This is a genomic window from Streptomyces sp. NPDC047028 (assembly GCF_040644095.1).
Lineage (GTDB): Bacteria > Actinomycetota > Actinomycetes > Streptomycetales > Streptomycetaceae > Streptomyces.
This window is the reverse complement of the sequence record NZ_JBEYVS010000020.1, coordinates 50,608-74,359: the sequence shown is the minus strand read 5'-3', so window position 1 is coordinate 74,359 and position 23,752 is coordinate 50,608. Positions and strand designations below refer to the sequence as shown.

Here is a 23,752-nt window from a genome sequence, read left to right as displayed (position 1 = left end):
TGGCCTCGATGGACACCGAAGCGAAGCCGACAGAGCGCGACCGTTCCTCCCAGCCCGGTACTCCGGGCCCGGAGGGGCGGTCGCGTTTCGCGTTGGTGCCGCGGCTCGCCGAGTGGCTGCCCGGCGGCCGGATCACCCTCGGCCTCTTCGCCTGCCTGGCGTTTTTGCTGATCCTCAACTACGTCGTGGTGCAACCGTTCCAGATTCCGAGCGGATCCATGGAACAGGGATTGAGGATCGGGGACCGCGTTCTCGTAAACAAGTTGGCGTACCGTTTCGGTGCCCAGCCGCACCGCGGCGACGTCGTCGTCTTCGACGGCACCGAGTACTTCGGGCACGGCGACTACGTCAAGCGCGTGGTAGGGGTGGGTGGAGACCATGTGGTCTGCTGCGACAAGCAGGGGAGGGTCGAGGTGAACGGCCGGGCGGTCGACGAGACGGCGTTCCTCTATCCCGGGGACAGCCCGTCCGACGTCCCCTTCGACGTCGTCGTGCCCGAAGGGCGCCTGTTCGTCCTCGGTGACCACCGCAGCGACTCCAGCGACTCCCGCGACCACCTCGGCTCCCCCGGCGGCGGCATGATCCCCGTCGGCTCCGTCATCGGCCGCGCCGACTGGATCATCTGGCCCCATGACCACTGGACCCACCTGACCCGCCCCGGCGCCTACGCGCGCGTCCCCGCACCGGAGGGCGCACATGGGTAACCGCGGCAAGCCGCGCGGGGCGCCGAGCACGCCCGCCGAGGACCTGCTGCCCACGGGGGCCCGCCGTACGTCGGCCGCGGCACCCGCCGGCGGCCGTACGCGCGCGGAGCGGCGCAAACTGCAGCGCAAGGTCAAACGCAAGCGCAGACGATCGGTAGTTCGAGAGATCCCCCTTCTGGTGGGTGTCGCTGTCCTCATAGCGCTCGTGCTGAAGACGTTCCTCGTCCAGGCGTTCGTCATCCCCTCGGGCTCCATGGAGCAGACGATCCGGATCGGCGACCGGGTCCTGGTCGACAAGTTCACCCCGTGGTTCGGCTCCGAGCCGCACCGCGGGGACGTCGTCGTCTTCCACGACCCGGGTGGCTGGCTGGAGGGCGAGCAGACGCCCAAGAAGAACGACCCCATCGTCGTCAAGCAGATCAAGGAGGGCCTGACCTTCATCGGCCTGCTGCCCTCCGACAACGAGAAAGACCTGATCAAGCGGGTCATCGGGGTCGGCGGCGACCATGTGAAGTGCTGCGACGCACAGGGCCGGATCACCGTCAACGGCGTACCCCTCGACGAGAAGGACTACCTGTACCCCGGCAACGCGCCCTCCAACACGCCCTTCGACATCACCGTCCCGAAGGGGCGGCTGTGGGTGATGGGGGACCACCGGGGCAACTCTGCGGACTCCCGCGTCCACCAGAACACGAAGTACGGCGGCACCGTATCGTTGCACTCCGTAGTGGGCCGGGCCATGGTCATCGGCTGGCCGGTCGGTCACTGGACGGGTCTGGACGAACCTAAAACCTTCGCAAGCGTTTCCAACTCCGTGTCGGGTGCCACCGCCGCTCCCGCGCTGTCGCATAGGGTTGCTTCCGACGAACAGAACGGATTGACCCGGCTCCCGACCCCTGCGGAACTCCCGCTCGTTATGGGAGTGGTGGGCCTGCGCCGCGTGTGGGGCAGGCAGCGACGCAGAGTGAGGAGTTGGCGTGGGGGATGTGGCGGTTGGCGCACGGTCGGGACACGACGGCGAGGAGCACCGCGGGCACCCCGTGGAGGCGGACGTCCCCGCATCCGAAGGCGCCATGACCTCCGGGAATGACGCGGCGGGCGCCGACGGACCACCGGCGGACGGCCGGCCCCGGAGCAGGGACGAGAACACGGCGCACACGGAGTACACGCTGGACAGGGACCGTACGGACCACACGGACGACACCGAGGACGGGGACGAGGCCGCGGCGGCCCCGAAGAAGCCGCGCAGCTTCTGGAAGGAGCTGCCGATCCTGATCGGCATCGCCCTCGTGCTGGCCCTGCTGATCAAGACGTTCCTGGTACAGGCGTTCTCGATCCCGTCCGCCTCGATGGAGAACACCCTGCAGATCGGCGACCGGGTCCTCGTCGACAAGCTCACCCCGTGGTTCGGTTCGGAGCCCGAGCGCGGCGAGGTCGTCGTGTTCCACGACCCGGACAACTGGCTCGCGGGCGAGCCGACCCCGGCCCCGAACGCGGTGCAGCAGGTTCTCAGCTGGGTCGGACTGATGCCGTCCGCCGACGAGAAGGACCTGATCAAGCGCGTGATCGGCGTCGGCGGCGACACCATCCAGTGCAACGGCACCGGACCCCTCATGGTCAACGGCAAGGCGCTGAACGAGCAGTCGTACGTGTACGCGGGCAACACCCCGTGCTCCGACGACGACACGGGCGGCCGGTTCAAGGTGAAGGTCCCCAAGGGCTACATCTGGGTCATGGGCGACCACCGGCAGAACTCCCGCGACTCGCGGTACAACCAGAACGACAAGCACCACGGCATGGTCCCCGTGAAGGACGTCGTCGGCCGCGCCATCGTCCGTGCCTGGCCGATCAACCGCTGGGGCACCCTCCCGGTCCCCGACACCTTCAGCCAGCCGGGCCTGAGCGACCACTCCTCGGCGGCGCCGCTGCCGGCGGCCCCGGGAGGCGTGGCCGTCGCCCTGGTCGTGCCGGTGGTCGTCTGGCGCAAGCGGCGGCGTCCGGCGAAGCGGAAGCAGGACTGACCGACCCGGTTCCGTCCGGCCGGGCCGGACGGAACCGGGGCTGGGCGGGCACGGTACCGCCGGGTAGGGTGCCGCCCATGGGTGGCGAGAGCACAACACGTACGGCACCGCACGGCGCGGGCACAGGCACGGCACGGCCCGGCGGCAGCCGGACGGGGCAGCGGCTGTCCGGAGTGGCCGTGGCCCTGGGCCTGGTCCTGTTCCTGGGCGGCTTCGGCTGGGCCGCCTTCGCCTACCGGCCGTACACCGTGCCCACCAGTTCCATGACCCCGACCATCGGCGTCGGCGACCGCGTCCTCGCCCAGCGCGTCGACGGCTCCGACATCCGGCGTGGTGACGTGGTCGTCTTCCGGGACAGCGACTGGGTCACCGGCTCGGACGTGGTCAAGCGCGTGGTCGCGGTCGGCGGCGACACCGTCTCCTGCTGCACGGACGGCAAGCTCACCGTCAACGGCAAGCAGATCGAGGAACCGTATCTGCCCAAGGGCAGCCTGGCCGAGACCAAGAAGATCCCGGAGATCAAGGTCCCCGAGGGCCGTCTCTTCCTGCTCGGTGACGAACGCCAGGGCTCCCTGGACTCCACCGCCCACCTCACCGACGCCGCCAAGGGCACCGTGTCCCGCGACGCCGTCACCGCCCGCGTGGACGCGGTCATCTGGCCGATGAAGGGCATGCTCAAGCGCCCAACCGGCTTCGAGGCCCTGGGCACCCTGTCCCAGCCTGGCCCGCTGCGCACCATCGAGGTGATGATCGTCGCCGGGGCGGTCCTGGTCCTCGTGGGCGGCGCCTACGGCCCGATCGCGAACCGCATGGCCCGCTCCCGCACCCGCGCCCGCACGGAGGCCGCCGGTGCCCGCTGAGCCCACGGGGGCGGGCGAGGAGTCGTACGACGGGGCCTGCGAGGACGGGCTGCGCAAGGTGGCCCGGGTGGTCCTGCTCGACCCCGAGGACCGCATCCTCCTGCTGCACGGGCACGAGCCGGACGATCCGGCCGACGACTGGTGGTTCACCCCGGGCGGCGGACTGGAGGGCGCCGAGACGCGCGAGGAGGCCGCGCTGCGGGAACTCGCTGAGGAGACCGGCATCACCGAGGTGGAACTCGGCCCGGTGCTGTGGCGGCGCACCTGTTCCTTCCCGTTCGCGGGCCGCCGCTGGGACCAGGACGAGTGGTACTACGTGGCCCGTACGACCCGGACGGACACCGAGCCGGCGGCGCTGACGGAGCTGGAGCGGCGCAGCGTCTCCGGAGCGCGCTGGTGGACGTGTCAGGAACTGACCCGGACCCATGAGACGGTGTATCCGACCAGACTCGCCGGGCTGCTGCGCACGCTGCTCGACGAGGGTCCCCCGGCCGGACCCGTGACTCTCGACACGGAAATCGTCTGAGGGTCCGTCGGACTGGCGCACAATGGTGGGATCGCACGGCTGAAGGGGAACATGCCATGAGCGCCGAGGACCTCGAGAAGTACGAGACCGAGATGGAGCTGAAGCTCTACCGGGAGTACCGAGATGTCGTCGGTCTGTTCAAATACGTGATCGAGACCGAACGGCGCTTCTATCTCACCAACGACTACGAGATGCAGGTGCACTCGGTCCAGGGCGAGGTTTTCTTCGAGGTGTCCATGGCCGACGCCTGGGTCTGGGACATGTACCGGCCGGCCCGCTTCGTGAAGCAGGTGCGCGTCCTGACGTTCAAGGACGTGAACATCGAGGAGCTGAACAAGAGCGACCTGGAGCTTCCGGGCGGCTGATCCACACGTTCGGGTGACGAGGTTGTCCACAACTCGTGAGTAGTGCACCAAGATCCACTTCTGGGCGGCGGATGCGTGACGGTTGGCGCCGGAGGTGGTGCCGACATGAGCAAGGCACGCAGTGCACTCGGCAAGTACGGCGAGGGGCTGGCCGCCCGGCGGCTGACCGAGGCCGGTATGACGATCCTGGAGCGCAACTGGCGCTGCGGACGGACCGGTGAGATCGACATCGTGGCCCGGGACGGGAACACGCTGGTCGTCTGCGAGGTGAAGACCCGCAGGGGCGGCGGTTTCCAGCACCCGATGGCCGCGGTCACCCCGGAGAAGGCCGAGCGGCTCCTCGCCCTGGCGCACCGCTGGATCCACGCCCAGGGTGGCGCCCCACCGGGCGGCGTCCGCATCGACCTGGTCGGCGTCCTGCTGCCCCGCCGCGGCGCCCCGTCCGTCGAACACGCGCGGGGGGTGGCCTGATGGCATTCGCCCGCACCTGCTCCGTGGCCCTGGTCGGCGTCGAGGGCGTCGTCGTCGAGGTCCAGGCCGACCTCGAACCCGGCGTCGCGGCCTTCACCCTGGTGGGCCTCCCGGACAAAAGCCTGACAGAAAGCAAGGACCGCGTCCGCGCGGCCGTGGTGAACTCGGGCGGCGAGTGGCCGCCGAAGAAGCTCACCGTCGGGCTCAGCCCGGCATCGGTGCCCAAGGCCGGCTCGGGCTTCGATCTGGCCATCGCCTGCGCGGTCCTCGGCGCCGCCGAGCGGATCGACCCGAGGGTCCTCGCCGACATCGTCATGATCGGGGAGCTGGGGCTCGATGGCAGGGTGCGGCCGGTCCGGGGCATCCTGCCCGCTGTCCTGGCCGCGGCCGACGCCGGCTACGAACAAGTGGTCGTACCGGAGTGCGCCGCGGACGAGGCCTCGCTGGTCCCCGGGATCTCCGTGCTCGGCATCCGCAGCCTGCGGCAGCTGATCGCGGTACTGACCGACGAGCCGCTGCCCGACGAACCCGCGGACGAGGAGGGCCGCCCCGATCCGCTGCTGGCCGGCCTGCGCGTGCCGGGCACGAGCGCGGCCACGGGCATGCACAGCAGTGGCGCCACCCAGCACGGCCACGACCACGACCTGGCGGATGTCGTGGGCCAGACCTCGGCGCGTACGGCCGTGGAAGTGGCCGCCGCCGGTGGGCACCACCTCTTCCTGGAGGGGCCTCCGGGCGCCGGGAAGACGATGCTCGCCGAGCGCCTGCCCGCTGTGCTCCCCCTGCTCACGCGTGAGGAGTCGCTGGAGGTCACGGCCGTGCACTCGGTGGCCGGCCTGCTGCCCCCGGGCAAGCCGCTCATCGACATCGCCCCCTACTGCGCTCCCCACCACTCGGCCACCATGCAGTCCCTGGTCGGCGGCGGCCCGGGCATCGCCCGCCCCGGAGCCGTGTCCCTCGCCCACCGGGGTGTCCTCTTCCTCGACGAGGCCCCCGAGTTCCACACCCGCACCCTCGAGGCCCTGCGCCAGCCGCTGGAGTCGGGCCACGTCGTGATCGCGCGCAGCGCGGGCGTGGTGCGGTTCCCGGCCCGGTTCCTGATGGTGCTGGCGGCCAACCCCTGCCCGTGCGGACGCTTCTCGCAGCGGGACTCCCTCTGCGAGTGCCCGCCATCGGCCATCCGCCGCTACCAGGCACGGCTGTCCGGGCCGCTACTGGACCGGGTCGACCTGCGGGTCGAGGTCGACCCGGTCACCCGGGCACAGCTCACGGACCCGGGCGCCCGCGGTGAGTCCACCGCGACCGTGGCCGACCGGGTCGGACAGGCCAGGCAGCGCACGGCGGCACGCCTGACCGGCACGCCGTGGCGCACCAACAGCGAGGTGCCCGGCCGTGAACTGCGCAGCCGGTTCCACGCGGCCGCCGGCGCGATGGAGGACGCGGAACGCAACCTGGAACGCGGGGTGATCACCGCCCGCGGTATCGACCGGGTGCTACGGGTCGCGTGGACGGTCGCCGACCTGGTCGGCCATGACCGGCCCCACGCCACCGACGTCGCCCTCGCGCTGCAACTGCGTACCGGGGTGCCCCGCGGTGTGCCCATGGCCATCGGGGCGCTGACGTGAGCGCGGACGCCCGCGAACCCGACGCCGAGCTGCTCGGGCGGGTGCTTCTGGCTCGGGTCATCGAGCCTGGGGACGAGGTCGGGGGGCGGTGGGTCCGGGAGTTCGGGGTGGGGGAGGTGGTGCGGCGGTTGCGGCAGGGGCGGGACGCCTTGCCCGGGGTGAGCGGGCCGCGGTGGGGCGGGCTCGTGGCGCGGGCCGGCGCGGCGGAACCGGAACGGGACCTGGACGTCGCGCGGGCCGCCGGGGTGCGGTTCCTCCGGCCGGGTGACGCCGAGTGGCCGGGCCAGCTCGACGACCTGGGCGACGGACGGCCGCTCGGACTCTGGGTCCGCGGGACCGCCTCCCTGCGGATGTGGGCCCTTCGATCGGTCGCCGTCGTGGGCGCCCGCGCCTGCACGGAGTACGGCGCCCACGTCGCCGCCGACCTCGCCTCGGGCCTCGCCGAGCGCGGCTGGGTGGTGGTGTCCGGCGGCGCCTACGGCATCGACGGCGCCGCCCACCGCGGAGCGCTCGCGGCCGGCGGCGCCACCGTCGCCGTGCTGGCCTGCGGCGTCGACCGCCCCTACCCCCGCGGCCACGCCGCACTGATCGGCAGGATCGCGGAACAGGGACTGGTCATCGGCGAACTGCCACCCGGCGACCACCCGACCCCGAGCCGCTTCATCCTCCGCAACCGGGTGATCGCCGCGCTTACACGGGGCACCGTCGTCGTGGAGGCGGCCCGCCGCAGCGGCTCGCTGGTGACCGCGCGGGCGTCCCAGCGCCTCGGACGGATCACGATGGGCATCCCCGGCCCGGTCACCAGCGGACTCTCCGCCGGCGTCCACGAACTGCTGCGCGGCGAGGCCGCCCTGGTCACCGACGCCGCGGACGTCGTCGAACTCGTCGGGGAGATGGGAGAGCTGGCCCCGGCCCGGCACGGACCCGTCCTCCCGCGCGACCTGCTGGAACCCGCCGCCCGCGAGGTACTCGCCGCCCTGCCCGGACACCGCGCGGCCCCCGCCGAAGAGATCGCGCGGGGCGCGCGGACGACATGCGACGAGGCGATCGCGAGGTTGTACGAACTCCGAGCACTTGGCTACGTCGAACGACACGGCGACGGCTGGAAGTTGACACGCCAGGCGGTGATCTCGGTCCGGCGCGGCCGCAGCCCGTGCTGACCGAGCGTGTTCGGCCGTCCGGGGGAATCCCCGACCCCCTTGGGTTTTCCCGGAGTTGATGCCTCAACTCGGTGACGCTGAGCGACCTGCGCAGAGCGGTGTCGCGGCCCGTGGAGGCAGTCCGCGCAAGGGTGGTGCCGCACAGTTCGCACACCGCGACTCCTCAGTCACGCTACGCTCACGAAGGCCGTGGCGCAGACCGCGCCAACTCGACATCAGACCGACAGCTCACCCAGACAGCGCACCTCATCCCACCACCCCCCACGACACCGCAGCAGTAGCACTTCACGGCACTTCACAGCAGAACGGCACAAGGCGACGAATGCCCCAGCACACCTCCGGGTCCGACCGGGCGGCGATCCCCCCAGCCGCCCGCGACGGTGGCAGCGTGCGGCCGCCCGCTCCCTCGACGCTCGACGAGTTGTGGCGGTCGTACAAGGCGACGGGGGACGACCGGCTGCGGGAGCAGCTGATCCTGCACTACTCGCCGCTCGTCAAATACGTGGCGGGCCGGGTCAGCGTCGGACTGCCGCCCAACGTCGAGCAGGCCGACTTCGTCTCCTCCGGGGTCTTCGGGCTGATCGACGCGATCGAGAAGTTCGACATCGACCGGGAGATCAAGTTCGAGACGTACGCGATCACCCGGATCCGCGGTGCCATGATCGACGAGTTGCGGGCGCTGGACTGGATCCCGCGATCGGTGCGGCAGAAGGCACGGAACGTCGAGCGGGCGTACGCCACGCTGGAGGCCCGGCTGAGACGGACACCGACCGAGAGCGAGGTCGCCACCGAGCTGGGCATGGACGTCGACGACCTGCACGCCGTGTTCAGCCAGCTGTCCCTGGCGAACGTAGTGGCCCTGGAGGAACTGCTGCACGTCGGCGGTGAGGGCGGGGACCGGCTCAGCCTGATGGACACGCTCGAGGACACCGCCGCGGACAACCCGGTGGAAGTGGCCGAGGACCGGGAACTGCGGCGCTTCCTGGCGCGGGCGATCAACACGCTGCCCGACCGGGAGAAGACCGTGGTCACCCTCTACTACTACGAGGGACTCACACTCGCCGAGATCGGGAACGTGCTGGGGGTCACCGAGAGCAGGGTCAGCCAGATCCACACCAAGTCGGTTCTGCAACTGCGGGCGAAGCTGGCGAGCTTCGGACGCTGAGCGGCGCAGCGCCCGCGGTCGCCGGCCGGCGGTCCGTACAGTGGTCGACGTGCCAAGGATTCGAGCGGCCTCCGTGGCCGAGCACCGGTCGATGCAGCGAGCCGCCCTGCTGGACGCGGCTCGGTCCCTGCTGTCCGAGGGCGGTACGGAGGCGCTGACGTTTCCCGCGCTGGCCGAGCGGACGGGGCTGGCGCGGTCGTCCGTGTACGAGTACTTCCGGTCCCGGGCCGCGGTGGTCGAGGAGCTGTGCGCCGTCGACTTTCCCGTGTGGGCCGCGGAGGTGGCGGCGGCGATGGAGCGGGTGCCGTCGGCCGAGGGTAAGGTCGAGGCGTATGTGCGGCGGCAACTGGCGCTGGTCGGGGACCGGCGGCACCGGGCCGTGGTCGCTATTTCCGCGAGCGAGCTGGACGCCGGGGCGCGGGAGAAGATCCGGGGGGCGCACGGGGGGCTGGTGGCGATGATCGTGTCGGCGCTGGGAAAGATGGGGCAGCGGGAGCCTCGGCTGGCGGCGATGCTGGTGCAGGGCGTTGTCGATGCGGCGGTGCGGCGGATCGAGCTGGGCGTGGAGGATCCCTCAGTCGTGACCGAGGCCGCTGTCGCCATGGCGCTGCGGGGTGCACGGGGCTGAGCGGGGTCGGGCTGCATGCCCGCGGCTACGCGCTGAACACCGGCAGCAGTCTCGAGGGGCCGGTGTTCAGGAGCCAGGTGGGCAGCAGGGTGAGGGGGTTCAGGTAGGTCTCGCCTCGTAGGAGGCCCCAGTGCAGGCATGTCGTAGGGCCGCAGTGGGAGCCGGTGTCTTCCAGGGTCCCGACCACCTCGCCCGCCCCCACCGCGTCCCCCTCCTTCACCGAGGGGGTCACCGGCTCGTACGTCGTGCGCAGGTCCGTCCCCGTGAGGGCCACTGACACCACCCCCCGTCCCCCCACCCGGCCCGCGAAGGACACGCGGCCGGGGGCGACCGCTCGTACGGCGGAGCCAGGAGGCGCGGCCAGGTCGACTCCGCGGTGGCCGGGGCCGTAGACCGTGGCCGGTGGCTCCCAGCCCCGCAGGACCGGCGGCCGGACTCCCACCGGCCAGCCGCGGGCGACGGCCGGAACCGGTGCCCCACGGGCCGGCGGGGGCGACGGCGCAGGCGTGGCCGCCCGGGTCTTGGGAACCAAGGGCGCCGGCGTGCTCGCGCGGGCCGGGGGAGGCGGCAGGGCCACCGTCAGGGCGGGTAGCACGGCAAGGAACAACAGGCAGGTCCAGGGGATTCGGGGCAGTCGTCGCATGCCCGACACCGTCCCGCATTCCGTCGATCACCGCCGTGGCCTGTGGACAACTCCACGGTTGTGGACAGCGGCGTCACCCGCGGCCCCGTCGGTCCCGTACACTTCTTCTGGCGATCCGGGTCACCGGGTCGACTTCGCACGCCCCGGTACGGCACCTGACAAGGAGCCGTATCAGCGCCCCTCGGTCCTTCGCGGCAACGGCGCACCGCGGGCGTCAGGCGCGACGGCCGTCCCGGCTGCCGCGGCACAACCGAGAAATTCAAGGAGATACGGCCATGGCCGTCGTCACGATGCGGGAGCTGCTGGAGAGCGGCGTCCACTTCGGTCACCAGACCCGTCGCTGGAACCCGAAGATGAAGCGCTTCATCTTCACCGAGCGCAACGGCATCTACATCATCGACCTGCTCCAGTCGCTGTCGTACATCGACCGCGCCTACGAGTTCGTCAAGGAGACCGTCGCCCACGGCGGCACGGTCATGTTCGTCGGCACGAAGAAGCAGGCGCAGGAGGCCATCGCCGAGCAGGCCACCCGCGTCGGCATGCCCTTCGTCAACCAGCGCTGGCTGGGCGGCATGCTCACCAACTTCTCGACCGTCTACAAGCGTCTGCAGCGCCTCAAGGAGCTCGAGCAGATCGACTTCGAGGACGTCGCCGCGTCCGGTCTGACCAAGAAGGAGCTTCTCGTGCTCTCGCGCGAGAAGGCCAAGCTGGAGAAGACCCTCGGTGGTATCCGCGAGATGCAGAAGGTGCCCAGCGCCGTCTGGATCGTGGACACCAAGAAGGAGCACATCGCCGTTGGTGAGGCCCGGAAGCTGAACATCCCGGTCGTCGCGATCCTCGACACCAACTGTGACCCCGACGAGGTCGACTACAAGATCCCGGGCAACGACGACGCGATCCGTTCCGTCACCCTGCTCACCCGCGTGATCGCCGACGCGGTCGCCGAGGGCCTCATCTCCCGCTCCCGCGTCGCCACCGGTGACAAGGGCGAGAAGGCCGCCGCCGAGCCGCTCGCCGAGTGGGAGCGCGACCTGCTCGAGGGTGAGAAGAAGGCCGACGAGGCCCCCGCGGCCCCCGCCGCCGAGGCCGAGAAGCCGGCCGAGGCCGCTGCTGAGGCCCCGGCCGCCGAGGCGCCCGCCGCCGAGGCCGAGAAGCCCGCCGAGGCCCCGGCCGCCGAGGGCGAGCAGGCCTGACCGACGGTGCAGACGGCGGGGGCGGTACCGCAATCCACGGCGCCTCCGGCGCGGTGAAGTCCGCCCCCGCCGCTCACCCGTAGGTCGGCACCGGGTCCGCGATTCCGCCACCCATGCGGAGCGCGGACCGTACCGGATCTGAAGATCTCCCAAGACTTCCAGAAAGACTCACTGACTCATGGCGAACTACACCGCCGCCGACGTCAAGAAGCTCCGTGAGCTGACCGGCGCCGGCATGATGGACTGCAAGAAGGCGCTGGACGAGGCCGAGGGCAACGTCGACAAGGCCGTCGAGGAGCTGCGCATCAAGGGCCAGAAGGGCGTCGCCAAGCGCGAGGGCCGCTCCGCCGAGAACGGCGCCGTGGTCTCCATCATCGCCGGCGACAACTCCTCCGGTGTCCTGGTCGAGCTGAAGTGCGAGACGGACTTCGTCGCCAAGGGTGACAAGTTCCAGGCCGTGGCCACCGCCATCGCCGAGCACGTCGCCAAGACCTCCCCGGCCGACCTCGAGGCCCTGCTCGCCTCCGAGATCGAGGCCGGCAAGACCGTCCAGGCGTTCGTGGACGAGGCCAACGCCAACCTCGGCGAGAAGATCGTCCTGGACCGCTTCGCCCAGTACGCCGACGGCTACGTCACCGCGTACATGCACCGCACGATGCCCGACCTGCCCCCGCAGATCGGTGTCCTCGTCGAGTTCGACAAGCCCGACGCCGAGGTCGCCAAGGGCATCGCCCAGCACATCGCCGCGTTCGCGCCGAAGTACCTCTCCAAGGAGGACGTGCCGGCCGAGGTCGTCGAGTCCGAGCGCCGCATCGCCGAGGAGACCACCCGCGCCGAGGGCAAGCCCGAGGCCGCGATCGCCAAGATCGTCGAGGGTCGCGTCAACGGCTTCTTCAAGGACGCCACGCTGCTCGGCCAGCCCTACGCGCTGGACAACAAGAAGTCGGTCCAGAAGGTGCTGGACGAGGCCGGTGTCACCCTGAAGCGCTTCACGCGCATCAAGGTCGGCATCTGAGTCCGTACCGCGATCGACGCGCGACCCGGCGGGAAATCTCGATAGGGTCGACAGCAGTCGTCCGCGCACACCGCCACACCCGGGCGTGCGGCGGACGGCAGCAGATCTGACGAGGAGGCCATTGCCGCGCATGGGAGCGAAAAGCGACCCCAACCGGCAGTGGCCTTCTTCGTATGTGCACCACGTGAAAGAGGCGGGATCTCCATGACCACCAAGGCCCAGAAGAGCGACGACGGCAAAGTACGCGGCCGGTTTCTGCTGAAGCTGTCCGGAGAGGCCTTCTCCGGTGGCGGGGGCCTGGGCGTGGACCCGGACGTGGTACACAAGATCGCCCGCGAGATCGCGGCCGTCGTCCGCGACGGCGCCGAGATCGCGGTCGTCATCGGCGGCGGCAACTTCTTCCGCGGCGCCGAACTCCAGCAGCGCGGCATGGACCGCGCCCGCTCCGACTACATGGGCATGCTCGGCACCGTCATGAACTGCCTCGCCCTCCAGGACTTCCTGGAGAAGGAGGGCATCGACAGCCGGGTGCAGACCGCCATCACCATGGGCCAGGTCGCCGAGCCGTACATCCCGCTGCGCGCCGTGCGCCACCTGGAGAAGGGCCGCGTGGTCATCTTCGGCGCCGGTATGGGCATGCCGTACTTCTCCACCGACACCACCGCCGCCCAGCGCGCCCTGGAGATCGACGCCGAGGCGCTGCTCATGGGCAAGAACGGCGTGGACGGGGTCTACGACTCCGACCCCAAGACCAACCCCGACGCCGTCAAGTTCGACGCCCTCGGCTACGGCGAGGTCATCACCCGGGACCTCAAGGTCGCCGACGCCACCGCCGTCACCCTGTGCCGCGACAACCGGCTGCCGATCCTCGTCTTCGAGCTGCTCGCGGAGGGCAATATCGCCCGGGCGGTCAAGGGTGAGAAGATCGGCACCCTGGTGGGGGACCAGGGCGGCAGGCACTGACCCGTACGCCCCCTTCGCCCGAGGTACGACACCTGTCCGGGGGACGGACGGGACGCACCCAGGCCGGGGGATGGACAATGTCCTGCCGGTCCGGAACCGTGCAGGAAGAAGACGCGACGCAGCCGGCCGCCGCCCCGACCAGGAACCGCAGCCGGGCCTCACTCAAGACACGCAGGAGCAAGTGGTGATCGAAGAGACCCTCCTCGAGGCCGAGGAGAAGATGGAGAAGGCCGTCGTGGTCGCCAAGGAGGACTTCGCCGCGATCCGCACCGGCCGGGCGCACCCCGCGATGTTCAACAAGATCGTGGCCGACTACTACGGTGCCCCGACGCCGATCAACCAGCTGGCCTCGTTCTCCGTGCCGGAGCCGCGCATGGCCGTCGTGACCCCGTTCGACAAGACCGCGCTGCGCAACATCGAGCAGGCGATCCGCGACTCCGACCTGGGCGTCAACCCCAGCAACGACGGCAATATCATCCGGGTGGTGTTCCCCGAGCTGACCGAGGAGCGCCGCCGCGACTACATCAAGGTCGCCAAGGGCAAGGCCGAGGACGCGCGCGTGTCCATCCGCTCCGTGCGCCGAAAGGCCAAGGACGCCTTCGACAAGGCGATCAAGGACGGCGACGTCGGCGAGGACGAGGGCCGTCGCGCGGAGAAGGAGCTCGACGACACCACGCACAAGTACGTCGCCCAGGTGGACGAGCTCCTCAAGCACAAGGAATCGGAGCTGCTCGAAGTCTGATGAGCGACTCTTCCTGGGGGGCGCCGCCACCATCCGGGTACTGGGGGCCCACCGAGCGTGGGCCTGTCCAGGGGGCTGCCCCGGCGGGTCCCGCGTACGATGCGCCCAAGGCGCAGCAGACTCGCCCCATGCCCATCGTTCCCGACGTACCCGCGTATGGCGGAGACCAGGACGACGACCGGGGGGCCGCTCGGCTGAGCGGCCCCTTGTTCCGGGACGAGTTCCGGGACCTTCAGCAAGAGCAGTTCCACCCGTCTCATCCCCCGCAGTCGCTTCAGCCAAGCCGTTCCCTCCCGCCCGAGACGCAGAATCCGGAGCCCATGCCCGACGCCCACCGGCCGGCGCCCGCACCAGCGCCGCAGAAGAAGAGCGCGGGCCGTGACCTGGGCGCGGCCATAGGGGTCGGGGTCGGTCTCGGTGTGGTGATCGTCGCCTCCCTGTTCGTCGTCAAGGCCGTGTTCGTCGGGGTGATCGCGGTCGCCGTCGTCGTGGGCCTGTGGGAGCTGACCAGCAGGCTGCAGGAGCGCAAGGCGATCAAGGCGCCGCTGGTACCGCTCGCGGTCGGCGGCGCCGCGATGGTGATCGCCGGGTACGTGCGGGGGGCCGAGGGCGCCTGGGTCGCCATGGCGCTGACCGCGCTGGCCGTGCTGGTCTGGCGCATGACCGATCCCCCCGAGGGCTACCTGAAGGACGTCACGGCCGGCGTCTTCGCCGCGTTCTACGTGCCGTTCCTCGCCACGTTCGTCGCGCTGCTGCTCACCGCCGACGACGGCCCGTGGCGCGTCCTCACCTTCCTGCTGCTGACGGTGGTCAGCGACACCGGGGCGTACGCCGTCGGCTGGCGCTTCGGCAAGCACAAGCTCGCCCCGCGCATCAGCCCCGGCAAGACCCGCGAGGGCCTGCTGGGCGCGGTGCTGTTCGCGATGGTCGCGGGCGCCCTGTGCATGCAGTTCCTGATCGACGACGGCGCCTGGTGGCAGGGACTGCTCCTCGGCCTCGCGGTCGCGGCCAGCGCCACCCTCGGCGACCTCGGCGAGTCCATGATCAAGCGCGACCTGGGCATCAAGGACATGGGCACCCTCCTCCCGGGCCACGGAGGCATCATGGACCGCCTGGACTCCCTGCTGCCGACGGCCCCGGTGGTGTGGCTGCTGATGGTGATCTTCGTAGGAAGCGCCTGAGGCAGGCGGCCGTGGGGCCGGACCGCGCCGGCGGCGGGACCCACCGGATGCCGAAACGGCGAACCGGCGCGATCGTTCTTCAGTACGCACCGCGAGCACGCTGGAGGACCACACCATGCTGACCACCTCATTCGTACCGGGCGCTCCCAACTGGCTCGACCTCGGCAGCCCGGACACCGACGCGGCGGCCGCCTTCTACGCCGCCGTCTTCGGCTGGGAGTTCCAGTCGGCGGGTCCGGAGGCCGGTGGCTACGGCTTCTTCCGGCAGGACGGCAGGACGGTCGCCGGTCTCGGCCCCCTCACGGAGGAGGGCGCGAGCCCGTCCTGGACGGTGTACTTCCACACGCCGGACGCCGACGCCACCGCCAAGGCCGTGGAACAGGCCGGCGGCAGCGTCCGGGTGCCCCCGGCGGACGTCTTCGACTACGGCCGGATGGCCGCCTTCACCGACCCCGCCGGAGCGGACTTCTCCGTGTGGCAGCCCGGGGAGACCGGGGGCCTGGAGTCCGTCGGCGTCCCGGGCAGCCTCTCCTGGGCGGAGCTTTACACCACCGACGCCGCCGCGGTGAAGGCGTTCTACGGCTCCGTCTTCTCCTGGCAGATGACCGACATGCCGATGAGCCCCGAGCTGACCTACACGGTCCTCACCCCGGCCGGCGCCGGCGCGGAGGCCGCCCACGGCGGCCTGATGCAGCTCCCGCAGGAGAACCTCGACGCCGGATCGACACCGGAGTGGCACCCGTACTTCGAGGTGAGCGACTGCGACGCCACCACCGCCCGAGCCGCCGAAGCCGGCGCCACGGTCATCATCCCGGCCACCAGCGCGGAGGGCATCGGCCGCTTCGCCATGTTCCTCGACCCGTCCGGAGCCCCCTTCGCCGTGATCAAGAGCGCCATGACCTGAGCTCCCCCCCGCCCCGACTCCGGGCCGCAGGTTCACCCGAGTGGATCTGCGACACTGGATGAGTTATGCCGAAGCCCGGAGAACTGGCAGTAGCCGGGCAGCAATAAGCCCCCTACCAGCGCGTTTGGCGCGGATAGGGGGCCTTGTTCGGGCTACTGGGCCGTCTCTGGGCCGTCAGGCTCGCGCGGGGCCGGGAGAAGCACCCGATCCACGGCCTTCCTCGTACGTGCCTGGCTCGACGGCATGAGGTGCGCATACACCCGCAGCGTCAGCCCCGGGTCGGAGTGCCCCAGGTACTCACTCACGGCCTTGATGCTCTCGCCAGCGTCCAGCAGCACCGAGGCGTAGAAGTGCCTCAGCGCGTGCATGCCGTGCTCACGAGCGGACTGGTACTTGCCGTCCGTCCCGGCTTCCGCGATCAAGCCAGCAGCCGCGAGAGCGGGCTTCCACTCTTGGATGTTGAAGTTGCTGCGCCAGACGAGGCCGCTTGCGGTGTTCGTGAACAGGAGACGGGCCGACACCTTCGGGCCGTCCGGCTTCCGCCAGGGCAACGTGATCTCGACCGGCTTGAAGGCGTCCACGTGGGCCCGCAGAGCCTCAGCCACCGACGGCGGCAACGGTACGTCCCGCTCCTTGTTGCACTTTGGAGGAGCGAAAACGGCCTTGCCCCGGATCAGCTTCACCTGCCGGACCACTCGAATGATGCCGCCGTCGAAGTCGAGCGCATCCTCAGCCAGCCCCACGATCTCGCCCTGGCGGAGCCCGCATCCGGCGCCCACGTCCACCATGGGCTGGTAACGCTGGGGGAGTGCGGCACGGACCGCTTGAACCTGGGCAGGCAGCCACGGCACAACACGGCGTTGCTCGGTGGCCGGCGGCCGGACGGACTTCGCGGAGCACGGATTTCGAGGCAACAGCCCGTCGTCTACCGCAGCACTGAGCACGGCCCGCACGTCGCCGTAGATGTTCCGCGCATAGCCGCCGCTCACGGCCGGGTCATTCTCCAGGGCGCTCACCAGACCGCGGATGTGCTCCGGGCGGAACGAGTCCAGCGGCCGAGAGCCGATCAGCCGGAACGCGTGCAGACGCAACCGCTGCTCGACCACAACCAGACTGGCCGGGTCAATGCCGTGTGTCTTGAGCCACTTCTCGGCATAACCCTTGAAGGTGATCCGAGCTGCTCGCGGGTCGATGTACTGGCCGCGCGACATGTCCGACGCAATGTCGGTCAGCCACTGCTCCGCGAGGCGCTTCTGACGGTCCGGGAAGCTCTTGGACTTCTCGGTGCCGTCGGGGCCGATGTACCGGGCCCGGTAACGGAGGCCGGAACCGTGGCGCTCGGATTTGACCTTGTGAGGCTTGCCATCCGGGCCGGTCTCGGTCCGGTACCAGCGATCTTGCACGTGTCCAGCCATCAGGCGGCCTCCCCGAGCTGGGTGTCCACCCAGGCCCGCACGTCGGTGGGGTCGAAGCGGAGGTGCCGGCCGACGCGGAAGCCGCGGGGACCGGTGTGCCTGCGGCGCCACTGGTAGACCGTCTCGACGCTGGGGAGTTCGAACATCTCGACCAGGTCCTCAGGGGTCAGGAACCGGTTCGGCAACTCTGAGGCCATGGTCAGCACTCCCTTTCGTCGTTGAGTTGGTCGCGTAGCGCTTCGCGGGCGGTCTCGCGGTTGAGTTGGAGATCCCGGGCGATGGTGACGGCGAGGGCTGATTCACCCGGCGTGTGGCCGTGTCCGGCGTACTGCCAGTCAGCCAGGACGAGGACGGTGTCCGGCTCGCGGTCCTCCACACCGAGAACGGCGGCTTCCTGGGCGGCCCGGTAATCGGCGCGTTCCTGGCGGAGGGCACCGAGAGTGGTGGAGTAGCGGCGGGACTTGGAGGAGAAGTGGCCGCGGAAGCCGAGCATGTGGGCCCAGGCCCAGAGGCGGCGGTCCGGGTAGAGCGGGTCGAGGTCACGGCATGCGGTGATGAGGCGACGGGCGTGGTCGGGGACGCTGTGCCGGTCGAGTTCGGACAGCTCACCGATGCGGCGGTCAAGGGTGCCGGTGTTCTCGGCGGCCTTGGTGGCGTACTTGGCCACGTAGGAGGCAACGGCCTGTTCGGTGATCTCCGAGCCGTCGCCGAATGCCTTCACGGGGCGGATGTCGAGCTGTCGGCCCCACTGGAAAGTACGGGCGGGCTGGTCTTCGGCGGCCGGGATGCTCACACGGCTGTACGTGTGCACGGCAGCCGCGCGGATTGCGTCCGCTAGCAGGTCAGTCGTGGCCCAGGATGCTGGCGGCGTGCCAGGCCCGTCGGGTCCGTCGAGGCGGATCACGGCGTGGAAGTGGACGGCGCCGCGCTTTTGGAATTCGGCGACCTTGCCGTAAGAGATCCGACAGACGTTCTTCAATTCGCGCTGAGTCAGTCCGGCACGGGCAGCGATCTCGCGACGGAGCCGGTTCGCGAACCGCACCCAGAGCTCCCCGGCGTGGTTGTTGAAGAGGACGGCTCCCGCGTAGTCGTACGTCCCCGGGTCGAGGGCGGTGCCCAGTTCCGTAGCGTCTGGGGCGTGGCCGGTGCCGCAGCGGCAGGCCCCATGGTCGGGCCGGTTGTGGACCGGGCCGAACGAGGGCGCGGTGAGGGTGGCGAAGACGCGGGGGTGGTCGCGGACAGTGGCGGGGATGTCGCGCCGGTCGTCTCCGGCCAGGCCCGCGCGGATCAGGTGGTAGGTGTCGCCCGCGTACGTCCAGGCGCAGGACGGGCAGCGGGAAGCGCGGCGGTTGCCGCAGGCGATGCGGAGGCGTCCGCCCGGCTCATCCTCGGTGGAGTAGTGGTGCAGGGTTTCGCCGGTGGTCTTGTCCTTGTGGAGGACCCAGCCGGTCAGGTGGATGGGGTCGGCGCAGCCGCCGGTACGGCGGATCTGGTCTTCCCAGCGGGCGTAGTCGTCGGCCGAAGCCACCCTCAGCAGGTCGCCGAGGGTGGTCGGGTCGAGCAGCGTGTCAGGCACGGGCACCCTCCCGGACGCGGCGGGCGGGAACGGTGCCCAGGCCGTTGCAGGCCGGGCAGTGCGCGGTGATGGTGCGCAGGTGGCTGCGGGTGTCTCGGCCGCCGAGGGTGACGGCGGCGGAGGCGAAGCCGTCGCAGGCCGGGCAGATGCGGGGTGAGGGAGGGGTGTGCTGGGCCATGATGGGGGTTCCTTTCGATTGCGGTTGGAAGGAACGGCCCCGGGTGGCGGCGTGCTTGGCGGCTTGTGCGCCACCCGGTGGCCGGTCAGCGAGCGGTGCGGGAGCTGCGGCGGCCACGGCCCTTGGCCGCGTACATGGCCGCATCGGCGGCGGCGAGGGCATCGGTCAGGGCGGGGACCGGCAGCTCGGTGATGGGGCAGACGCCGATGGAGGCGGCCAGGGGCAGCGATGCGCCGTTGTAGGGCAGCGGCTGGTGAAGTGCGGTGGTGAGCGCGTCGAGGTCGGCGGCGGCCAGGTCCTCGATGATGGCGACGAACTCGTCTCCGCCGAGGCGTCCGGGGGTGCCGTTGTGTCCGCACCAGGTGCTCAGCCGGTCGGCGGTTGCGATGAGGGCGGCGTCTCCGGCGGCGTGGCCGTGGGTGTCGTTGAGGGTCTTGAAGTGGTCGAGGTCGACCAGGAGGACGGCGGCGGTGGGGTGCCGGCGGATGGTGTGTTCGGCGCGGGCGGTCCATCCGGCGCGGGTGTGCAAGCCGGTGAGCGGGTCGCGGCGGGCGGTGGCGAGGCGGCGGGTGAGGATGCCGCCGTGCACGGCCCAGCCGAGTAACGGCGCGAGGCTCGCGGCGAGCTGCGGGTCCATGGGTTCTCCCTTGCGAAGGCGGTTGGGTTGGCGGATCGGTGTGCCCGGTGGCGGCGGCGTGCTTGGCGGCTTGTGCGTCGCCCCGGTCGACCGTTCAGCGGCGGTGCTGGGAGGAGAGCGAGCGGACGACCAGGGCGCAGACGGCGACGGAGGCCCCGGTGATGGCGACGGCCAGGAGCATGGAGACGAGGACGGCTCCGACGACCAGGACCACGGCGGTGCCGCCGCCGACGAGGGCGAGCGCGGTGCCGGGGGTGAGCTGGATGGTGGGCCGGGACGGTGTCGGGGCGGGCGGCGGCGGGTTCTGTGCGGCCGGGACGATCACGGTCGGCTGGACAGCGGCGGGCGGGGTGACGCGGCCGGTCGGTGTCGGCATGGTCGGGATCTTCGGGCGGAGCATGGGCGTACTCCCTTCGGGGACTGGCTACTTGATGAGGCTGTTGATCGCGGGGGCAAGGACGCTGTCGGCGAGGAGGAAGCCGCCGAGCAGGAGTACGGCGATGAGCCAGGCGGGCGGGCGGATCAGCTTGACGCCGAGGTAGCCGACGACGAGCAGGGCGAACCAGAGCGGGACGTCCATGCGGGTGTCTCCTAGCGGACCTTGCAGCGGTGGGTGCGGGCGGCGAGCTGGGCGGCTGAGGCGCTGGAGAAGTCGGCGGACCAGCCACAGTCGTCGGCGGTGCACACGGCGGCGTGCTTGGTGCGTCCGTTGCGGTCGCGGTGGGTGCCGATCTGCACGGGGCCGATGCTCATCACGGAGTGGAAGTGGTCGCGGGCGGGCATGTCAGTCGGTCTCCTCTCGGTTCGTGGTCGGGTCGGGGAAACTGGCCCGGATGCCGGCGGCGGCGGCCGGGTCGGGCGTGCGCCGTGCGGCTTCCTCGGCGAGCAGGTGGGCGAGGTAGGGCCGGTTGGCGGCGGTCATCTCGCGGGCGGCGTCGAGGTGGTCGGCGGCGGTCAGGTCGGCGGGGTCACGGGTCATCGGTCTGCCTCCCTTGCGGTTCAGGCGAGTTGTGCGGCGATGGCGTCGGCGAGGTGGGGCGGGACGCCGAGGCGGGTGCGGAGGGTGTCGGGGTCGATGGGTGAGCCGGTCCGGGTGCGGTACTCGTCGGCGACCTTGCGGGCGTGGTCGACCAGCACCGCCGGGACGTATGGCGCTGAGAGCGGGGCGGGAAGGGCCGCGGGAATGGCGGGCACGTCTGCCGCCGGGGCGGGTGCGGATTCTGCTTCCGGCTCCGGCTCCGGCTCGGGCTCGGTCACCGGCTCCGGTTCGACGGGGGCCGGGGTCGAGGGAGCTTCCGGGGCCGGGCGAGCGGGTGCCGGCGGGGCGGGTTCGGTGGGGTGGGCGGTGTGGGCGAGGAGGGTGCCGCCGAGGAAGGCGAGGGCGGGCCATCCGGCGATGCCGAGGCGGAGCAGGCCGGGCGGGTCGGCGAGGTCGAGGAATCCGGCGGTGGCGATGTTCGCGCCGAGCGAGGCGACCAGGGCGACGAGGAACCAGCACCAGGCCAGCCGGGACGGCCCCTCGGAGCGGAGGCGTCGCCAGGCGGCGACCAGGAGCAGGTCGACGCTGACCGGGTAGGCCCAGGCTTTCCAGCCGTCCTGTCCGGCAGCGGCGGCGAGGTCGTGGAGGTGGGCGAAGGACAGGGCTCCGGCGATGACGGCCTGGACCAGGACCGCGTCCACGCGCAGGGCGGAGCGGGCCATCAGACCTCCTGGCCGGGGTAGCCGGGCGGCGGCTCGGGCAGCGAGACGGCCAGGGACGAGCTGACGGCCTCCACGAAGTCGAGGTCAGCGCCGTTCGTGTCGGCGTACAGGGCGAGTTGGCCCAGCAGGAGCACGGTGCGGGCGAAGTCCTCGCAGTCGGGGCACATGGCGTGCTCTCCCTTCATGAGGCATGGCGGGGGTAGGGACGTGGCGCGAAGGCGGTCACGCCGACCGTGGAGCGGAAGGGGGTCAGGCGGTGGCGGTGGCTGTCTTGGACAGCGGCACCGGGGCCGAAGCGGGGCCGGACAGCACAGGCCGGAACGGTGCCAGTTCGGGCAGGTCCGGGGTGTGGTCGGCGTACCGGTTGCAGGTGTTCACGGCTTGGCGCAGCGAGGTGTGCGGGGCACGGATGCGGTGCCAGCCGCCGGTCGAGTCACCGGCGATGGCGATCCCGCGCATCTCGGCCGGGATCTGGATGGCGGCCAGGACGGCGTCCGGGGAGATGTCCCCGAAGGCCATGTTCGCCGAGGTCTCGTCATTGACGCGGTGCGCGGTACGGCCGGTGAGCTGGGCCCGGAGCATCGTGATGCCCTTGCCGAGTTCGGAGCCGAAGCGCTGCCCGCAGATCTCCAGATAGATGCCGGCGGCCCGGCCGAGCTGGGCGAGGCGGACCAGCGCGGTGATGATGCGGTCCCGCCGCTTCTCCTCCTCCTTGCTCGCGAACAGCGCCAGCTCCGCCACCTCATCGACCAGGACCACGACCGGCACCGGTCGCAGGTGGTCGGGCAGGTCCCAGATGTCGGCGGCGATCTCCGCGTCCGGCACGGCAGCGGTGATCCGCTGTTCAGCCCGGATGAGCTGATAGACGCCCTCCATCCGGGCCACGAGGGCATCGAGGAGTTCGGCAGCAGTGTCCGGGTTGTCAGCCAGCGCGGAGAACCGGCGGGCCAGCGGGAACAGCTCAACACCTTGCTTGCAGTCGATACCGACGAGGGCGAGGTCCATCGGGGCGAGCCCGGCGACCAGGTTGCGCTGGTAGACGGACTTGCCGGACTCGGTCGCGCCGAGGGTGAGAGCGTGAGGTATCGCCCGGTAGTCGCGGTAGTGGACCGAGCCGTCCTCCCGCAGGGCGACCGGAACCCGCATCGGGCGGGAGTCGACCTTGGCGGGCATGTGCACCCGCTTGAGGACGTCGTACCCGGTCATCCGTACTTCCACGACACCCGAGCGCACCTCACGCGAGGTGACGCCGTACATGGAGAACGAGTGCCGCAGCCGGTCCGAGGCGGCGGCCACATCGAAAGCGTCCTGACCGGGGCGCAGACCCAGCCGGAGGACCAGGCCGGTCCGGGTGGGCCGCAGCCGCAGGATGCGCGGCGGACGGGGTGCCGGCACGGGCCGGTTCGTGGCCCGTGACAGCGCCAGACGCCACCGCGAGGGCGGGACCGTGAGGCCGCAGGCGTCCATGACGGAGGCGTAGCGGACCAGGACCCGCAGGCTCGCGAGGGCGACACCGAAGGTCAGCCAGTACCAGGCGGGACGCCGCCACCGCAGGACACCCGCAGCGGCGACGACCAGCACCACAGCGACCGTGAACCCGGTCATGATCAGGCCGCCTTGGACTTCGCGGCAGCCTCGACCAGCGACGTGACCGCGACCGCGCGGAAGGCGATCCCGTGCCGCTTCTGCCCGTTGAACTCGTTCTCCCACGGCCGGGCGATCAGCCCGGTCAGCGCGACCGGCGTGCCCATCCCCAGCTCACCGGAGATACCCGGCTCCGGCACGGTGATGGAAAGGATCTCCACCTCGTCATTCGCCGCGAACATCACGTCCACCGTCATCAGCTGCGCGCCGGTCTCGGCGTCCATGGCGATCTCACCGGTACGACGGTCCTTGACCTTCGGCTGCGGGTTCTTGGCCACCATCACGGTGGCAGCGGAGGTGTCGACGGGAATCTGACGCATGAGTGCGCTCCTATGAGTCGATCTGCCTGACGTACTTAGTACGTCATCTGTATTCGAGATTGCACCTGTACTACTTGGTGTGTCAAGTGAGTTGCTCGACGGGTGTCTGACGATG

General features: G+C 70.8%; 31 protein-coding genes. 17 read left to right on the top strand and 14 right to left on the bottom strand.

Annotation, left to right across the window (positions count from 1 at the left end; genetic code table 11):
- Window positions 1-8 precede the first annotated feature (8 nt).
- The 11 genes from lepB (ABZ854_RS19385) (at window position 9) to ABZ854_RS19335 (ending at window position 9,525) form a co-directional block, all read left to right on the top strand.
- Complete coding sequence (lepB, locus tag ABZ854_RS19385; RefSeq protein WP_361212109.1) at window positions 9-704, top strand: signal peptidase I; 696 nt, start codon at window positions 9-11, stop codon at window positions 702-704.
- Window positions 697-1,794: a signal peptidase I gene (gene lepB, locus ABZ854_RS19380; RefSeq protein WP_361212106.1), complete on the top strand. Its 1,098-nt coding sequence runs from the start codon at window positions 697-699 to the stop codon at window positions 1,792-1,794. The genes lepB (ABZ854_RS19385) and lepB (ABZ854_RS19380) overlap by 8 nt, the downstream gene beginning before the upstream one ends.
- Complete coding sequence (lepB, locus tag ABZ854_RS19375) at window positions 1,682-2,725, top strand: signal peptidase I (protein ID WP_361212103.1); 1,044 nt, start codon at window positions 1,682-1,684, stop codon at window positions 2,723-2,725. Before lepB (ABZ854_RS19380) ends, lepB (ABZ854_RS19375) begins: the two co-directional genes overlap by 113 nt.
- Before the next feature lie 77 nt (window positions 2,726-2,802).
- A complete protein-coding gene (gene lepB, locus ABZ854_RS19370; protein WP_361212101.1) occupies window positions 2,803-3,585 on the top strand; it encodes a signal peptidase I in 783 nt (260 codons plus the stop codon).
- Complete coding sequence (locus ABZ854_RS19365) at window positions 3,575-4,111, top strand: NUDIX hydrolase (RefSeq protein WP_361212098.1); 537 nt, start codon at window positions 3,575-3,577, stop codon at window positions 4,109-4,111. The genes lepB (ABZ854_RS19370) and ABZ854_RS19365 overlap by 11 nt, the downstream gene beginning before the upstream one ends.
- A 56-nt stretch (window positions 4,112-4,167) precedes the next feature.
- Entirely contained in the window at window positions 4,168-4,476 is a 309-nt protein-coding gene (locus ABZ854_RS19360; protein WP_003965949.1) for a DUF2469 domain-containing protein, read from the top strand.
- 105 nt (window positions 4,477-4,581) lie between these two features.
- Complete coding sequence (locus ABZ854_RS19355) at window positions 4,582-4,947, top strand: YraN family protein (RefSeq protein ID WP_361212095.1); 366 nt, start codon at window positions 4,582-4,584, stop codon at window positions 4,945-4,947.
- Window positions 4,947-6,572: a YifB family Mg chelatase-like AAA ATPase gene (locus tag ABZ854_RS19350; protein WP_361212092.1), complete on the top strand. Its 1,626-nt coding sequence runs from the start codon at window positions 4,947-4,949 to the stop codon at window positions 6,570-6,572. The genes ABZ854_RS19355 and ABZ854_RS19350 overlap by 1 nt, the downstream gene beginning before the upstream one ends.
- Window positions 6,569-7,732 carry a DNA-processing protein DprA gene (dprA, locus tag ABZ854_RS19345; protein WP_361212089.1) on the top strand — a complete coding sequence of 388 codons (1,164 nt, stop codon included), beginning with the start codon at window positions 6,569-6,571 and terminating at the stop codon, window positions 7,730-7,732. The genes ABZ854_RS19350 and dprA overlap by 4 nt, the downstream gene beginning before the upstream one ends.
- 322 nt (window positions 7,733-8,054) lie before the next feature.
- Window positions 8,055-8,897 (top strand): RNA polymerase sigma factor WhiG, encoded by an 843-nt coding sequence (whiG, locus tag ABZ854_RS19340; protein ID WP_361212086.1) that lies wholly within the window; start codon window positions 8,055-8,057, stop codon window positions 8,895-8,897.
- Window positions 8,898-8,970: 73 nt separating this feature from the next.
- Window positions 8,971-9,525 (top strand): helix-turn-helix domain-containing protein, encoded by a 555-nt coding sequence (locus ABZ854_RS19335; protein WP_361212254.1) that lies wholly within the window; start codon window positions 8,971-8,973, stop codon window positions 9,523-9,525.
- Between the two features lie 25 nt (window positions 9,526-9,550).
- Here the strand turns inward: ABZ854_RS19335 and ABZ854_RS19330 are convergent, their stop codons facing one another.
- Window positions 9,551-10,168 (bottom strand): M23 family metallopeptidase, encoded by a 618-nt coding sequence (locus tag ABZ854_RS19330; RefSeq protein WP_361212083.1) that lies wholly within the window; start codon window positions 10,166-10,168, stop codon window positions 9,551-9,553.
- Window positions 10,169-10,443: 275 nt separating this feature from the next.
- Between ABZ854_RS19330 and rpsB the strand changes: the two genes are divergently transcribed.
- From rpsB to ABZ854_RS19300, 6 genes are all read left to right on the top strand, one after another.
- Window positions 10,444-11,361 (top strand): 30S ribosomal protein S2, encoded by a 918-nt coding sequence (gene rpsB, locus ABZ854_RS19325; protein ID WP_361212080.1) that lies wholly within the window; start codon window positions 10,444-10,446, stop codon window positions 11,359-11,361.
- 178 nt (window positions 11,362-11,539) lie between these two features.
- Window positions 11,540-12,376: a translation elongation factor Ts gene (tsf, locus tag ABZ854_RS19320; protein ID WP_361212077.1), complete on the top strand. Its 837-nt coding sequence runs from the start codon at window positions 11,540-11,542 to the stop codon at window positions 12,374-12,376.
- A gap of 204 nt (window positions 12,377-12,580) precedes the next feature.
- Entirely contained in the window at window positions 12,581-13,339 is a 759-nt protein-coding gene (pyrH, locus tag ABZ854_RS19315; protein WP_361212075.1) for a UMP kinase, read from the top strand.
- Window positions 13,340-13,523: 184 nt separating this feature from the next.
- Window positions 13,524-14,081: a ribosome recycling factor gene (frr, locus tag ABZ854_RS19310; protein ID WP_361212072.1), complete on the top strand. Its 558-nt coding sequence runs from the start codon at window positions 13,524-13,526 to the stop codon at window positions 14,079-14,081.
- Window positions 14,081-15,262, top strand: coding sequence for a phosphatidate cytidylyltransferase (locus tag ABZ854_RS19305; RefSeq protein ID WP_361212069.1), 1,182 nt, complete (start codon window positions 14,081-14,083; stop codon window positions 15,260-15,262). The genes frr and ABZ854_RS19305 overlap by 1 nt, the downstream gene beginning before the upstream one ends.
- A gap of 115 nt (window positions 15,263-15,377) precedes the next feature.
- Complete coding sequence (locus tag ABZ854_RS19300; protein WP_361212067.1) at window positions 15,378-16,166, top strand: VOC family protein; 789 nt, start codon at window positions 15,378-15,380, stop codon at window positions 16,164-16,166.
- A 152-nt stretch (window positions 16,167-16,318) separates the two neighbouring features.
- On the opposite strand, the gene ABZ854_RS19295 is transcribed toward ABZ854_RS19300, so the two are convergent.
- The 13 genes from ABZ854_RS19295 to ABZ854_RS19235 form a co-directional block, all read right to left on the bottom strand.
- Window positions 16,319-17,581 carry a site-specific integrase gene (locus ABZ854_RS19295; RefSeq protein WP_361212064.1) on the bottom strand — a complete coding sequence of 421 codons (1,263 nt, stop codon included), beginning with the start codon at window positions 17,579-17,581 and terminating at the stop codon, window positions 16,319-16,321.
- Complete coding sequence (locus tag ABZ854_RS19290; RefSeq protein ID WP_361212061.1) at window positions 17,581-17,778, bottom strand: helix-turn-helix domain-containing protein; 198 nt, start codon at window positions 17,776-17,778, stop codon at window positions 17,581-17,583. The genes ABZ854_RS19295 and ABZ854_RS19290 overlap by 1 nt, the downstream gene beginning before the upstream one ends.
- 2 nt (window positions 17,779-17,780) lie before the next feature.
- The gene (gene repSA, locus ABZ854_RS19285; protein WP_361212058.1) at window positions 17,781-19,157 is read right to left on the bottom strand and encodes a replication initiator protein RepSA; all 1,377 of its coding nucleotides are present in this window, start codon (window positions 19,155-19,157) and stop codon (window positions 17,781-17,783) included.
- Entirely contained in the window at window positions 19,150-19,335 is a 186-nt protein-coding gene (locus ABZ854_RS19280) for a hypothetical protein (protein ID WP_361212056.1), read from the bottom strand. The genes repSA and ABZ854_RS19280 overlap by 8 nt, the downstream gene beginning before the upstream one ends.
- Before the next feature lie 85 nt (window positions 19,336-19,420).
- Window positions 19,421-19,972, bottom strand: coding sequence for a GGDEF domain-containing protein (locus tag ABZ854_RS19275; protein WP_361212053.1), 552 nt, complete (start codon window positions 19,970-19,972; stop codon window positions 19,421-19,423).
- A gap of 94 nt (window positions 19,973-20,066) precedes the next feature.
- Window positions 20,067-20,372, bottom strand: a complete 306-nt coding sequence (locus ABZ854_RS19270) for a SpdD-like protein (protein WP_361212050.1) — start codon at window positions 20,370-20,372, stop codon at window positions 20,067-20,069.
- Window positions 20,373-20,396: 24 nt separating this feature from the next.
- Window positions 20,397-20,552, bottom strand: coding sequence for a hypothetical protein (locus tag ABZ854_RS19265; protein WP_361212047.1), 156 nt, complete (start codon window positions 20,550-20,552; stop codon window positions 20,397-20,399).
- Between the two features lie 11 nt (window positions 20,553-20,563).
- Window positions 20,564-20,755: a mobile element transfer protein gene (locus ABZ854_RS19260; protein ID WP_361212045.1), complete on the bottom strand. Its 192-nt coding sequence runs from the start codon at window positions 20,753-20,755 to the stop codon at window positions 20,564-20,566.
- Window position 20,756: 1 nt separating this feature from the next.
- Window positions 20,757-20,951, bottom strand: a complete 195-nt coding sequence (locus ABZ854_RS19255) for a hypothetical protein (RefSeq protein WP_361212042.1) — start codon at window positions 20,949-20,951, stop codon at window positions 20,757-20,759.
- 20 nt (window positions 20,952-20,971) lie between these two features.
- Window positions 20,972-21,673, bottom strand: coding sequence for a DUF2637 domain-containing protein (locus tag ABZ854_RS19250; RefSeq protein WP_361212040.1), 702 nt, complete (start codon window positions 21,671-21,673; stop codon window positions 20,972-20,974).
- Window positions 21,673-21,840: a hypothetical protein gene (locus tag ABZ854_RS19245; RefSeq protein WP_361212037.1), complete on the bottom strand. Its 168-nt coding sequence runs from the start codon at window positions 21,838-21,840 to the stop codon at window positions 21,673-21,675. The genes ABZ854_RS19250 and ABZ854_RS19245 overlap by 1 nt, the downstream gene beginning before the upstream one ends.
- Before the next feature lie 82 nt (window positions 21,841-21,922).
- Window positions 21,923-23,278 (bottom strand): FtsK/SpoIIIE domain-containing protein, encoded by a 1,356-nt coding sequence (locus ABZ854_RS19240; protein ID WP_361212034.1) that lies wholly within the window; start codon window positions 23,276-23,278, stop codon window positions 21,923-21,925.
- A 2-nt stretch (window positions 23,279-23,280) separates the two neighbouring features.
- Entirely contained in the window at window positions 23,281-23,637 is a 357-nt protein-coding gene (locus tag ABZ854_RS19235) for a hypothetical protein (RefSeq protein ID WP_361212031.1), read from the bottom strand.
- Window positions 23,638-23,752 lie beyond the last annotated feature (115 nt).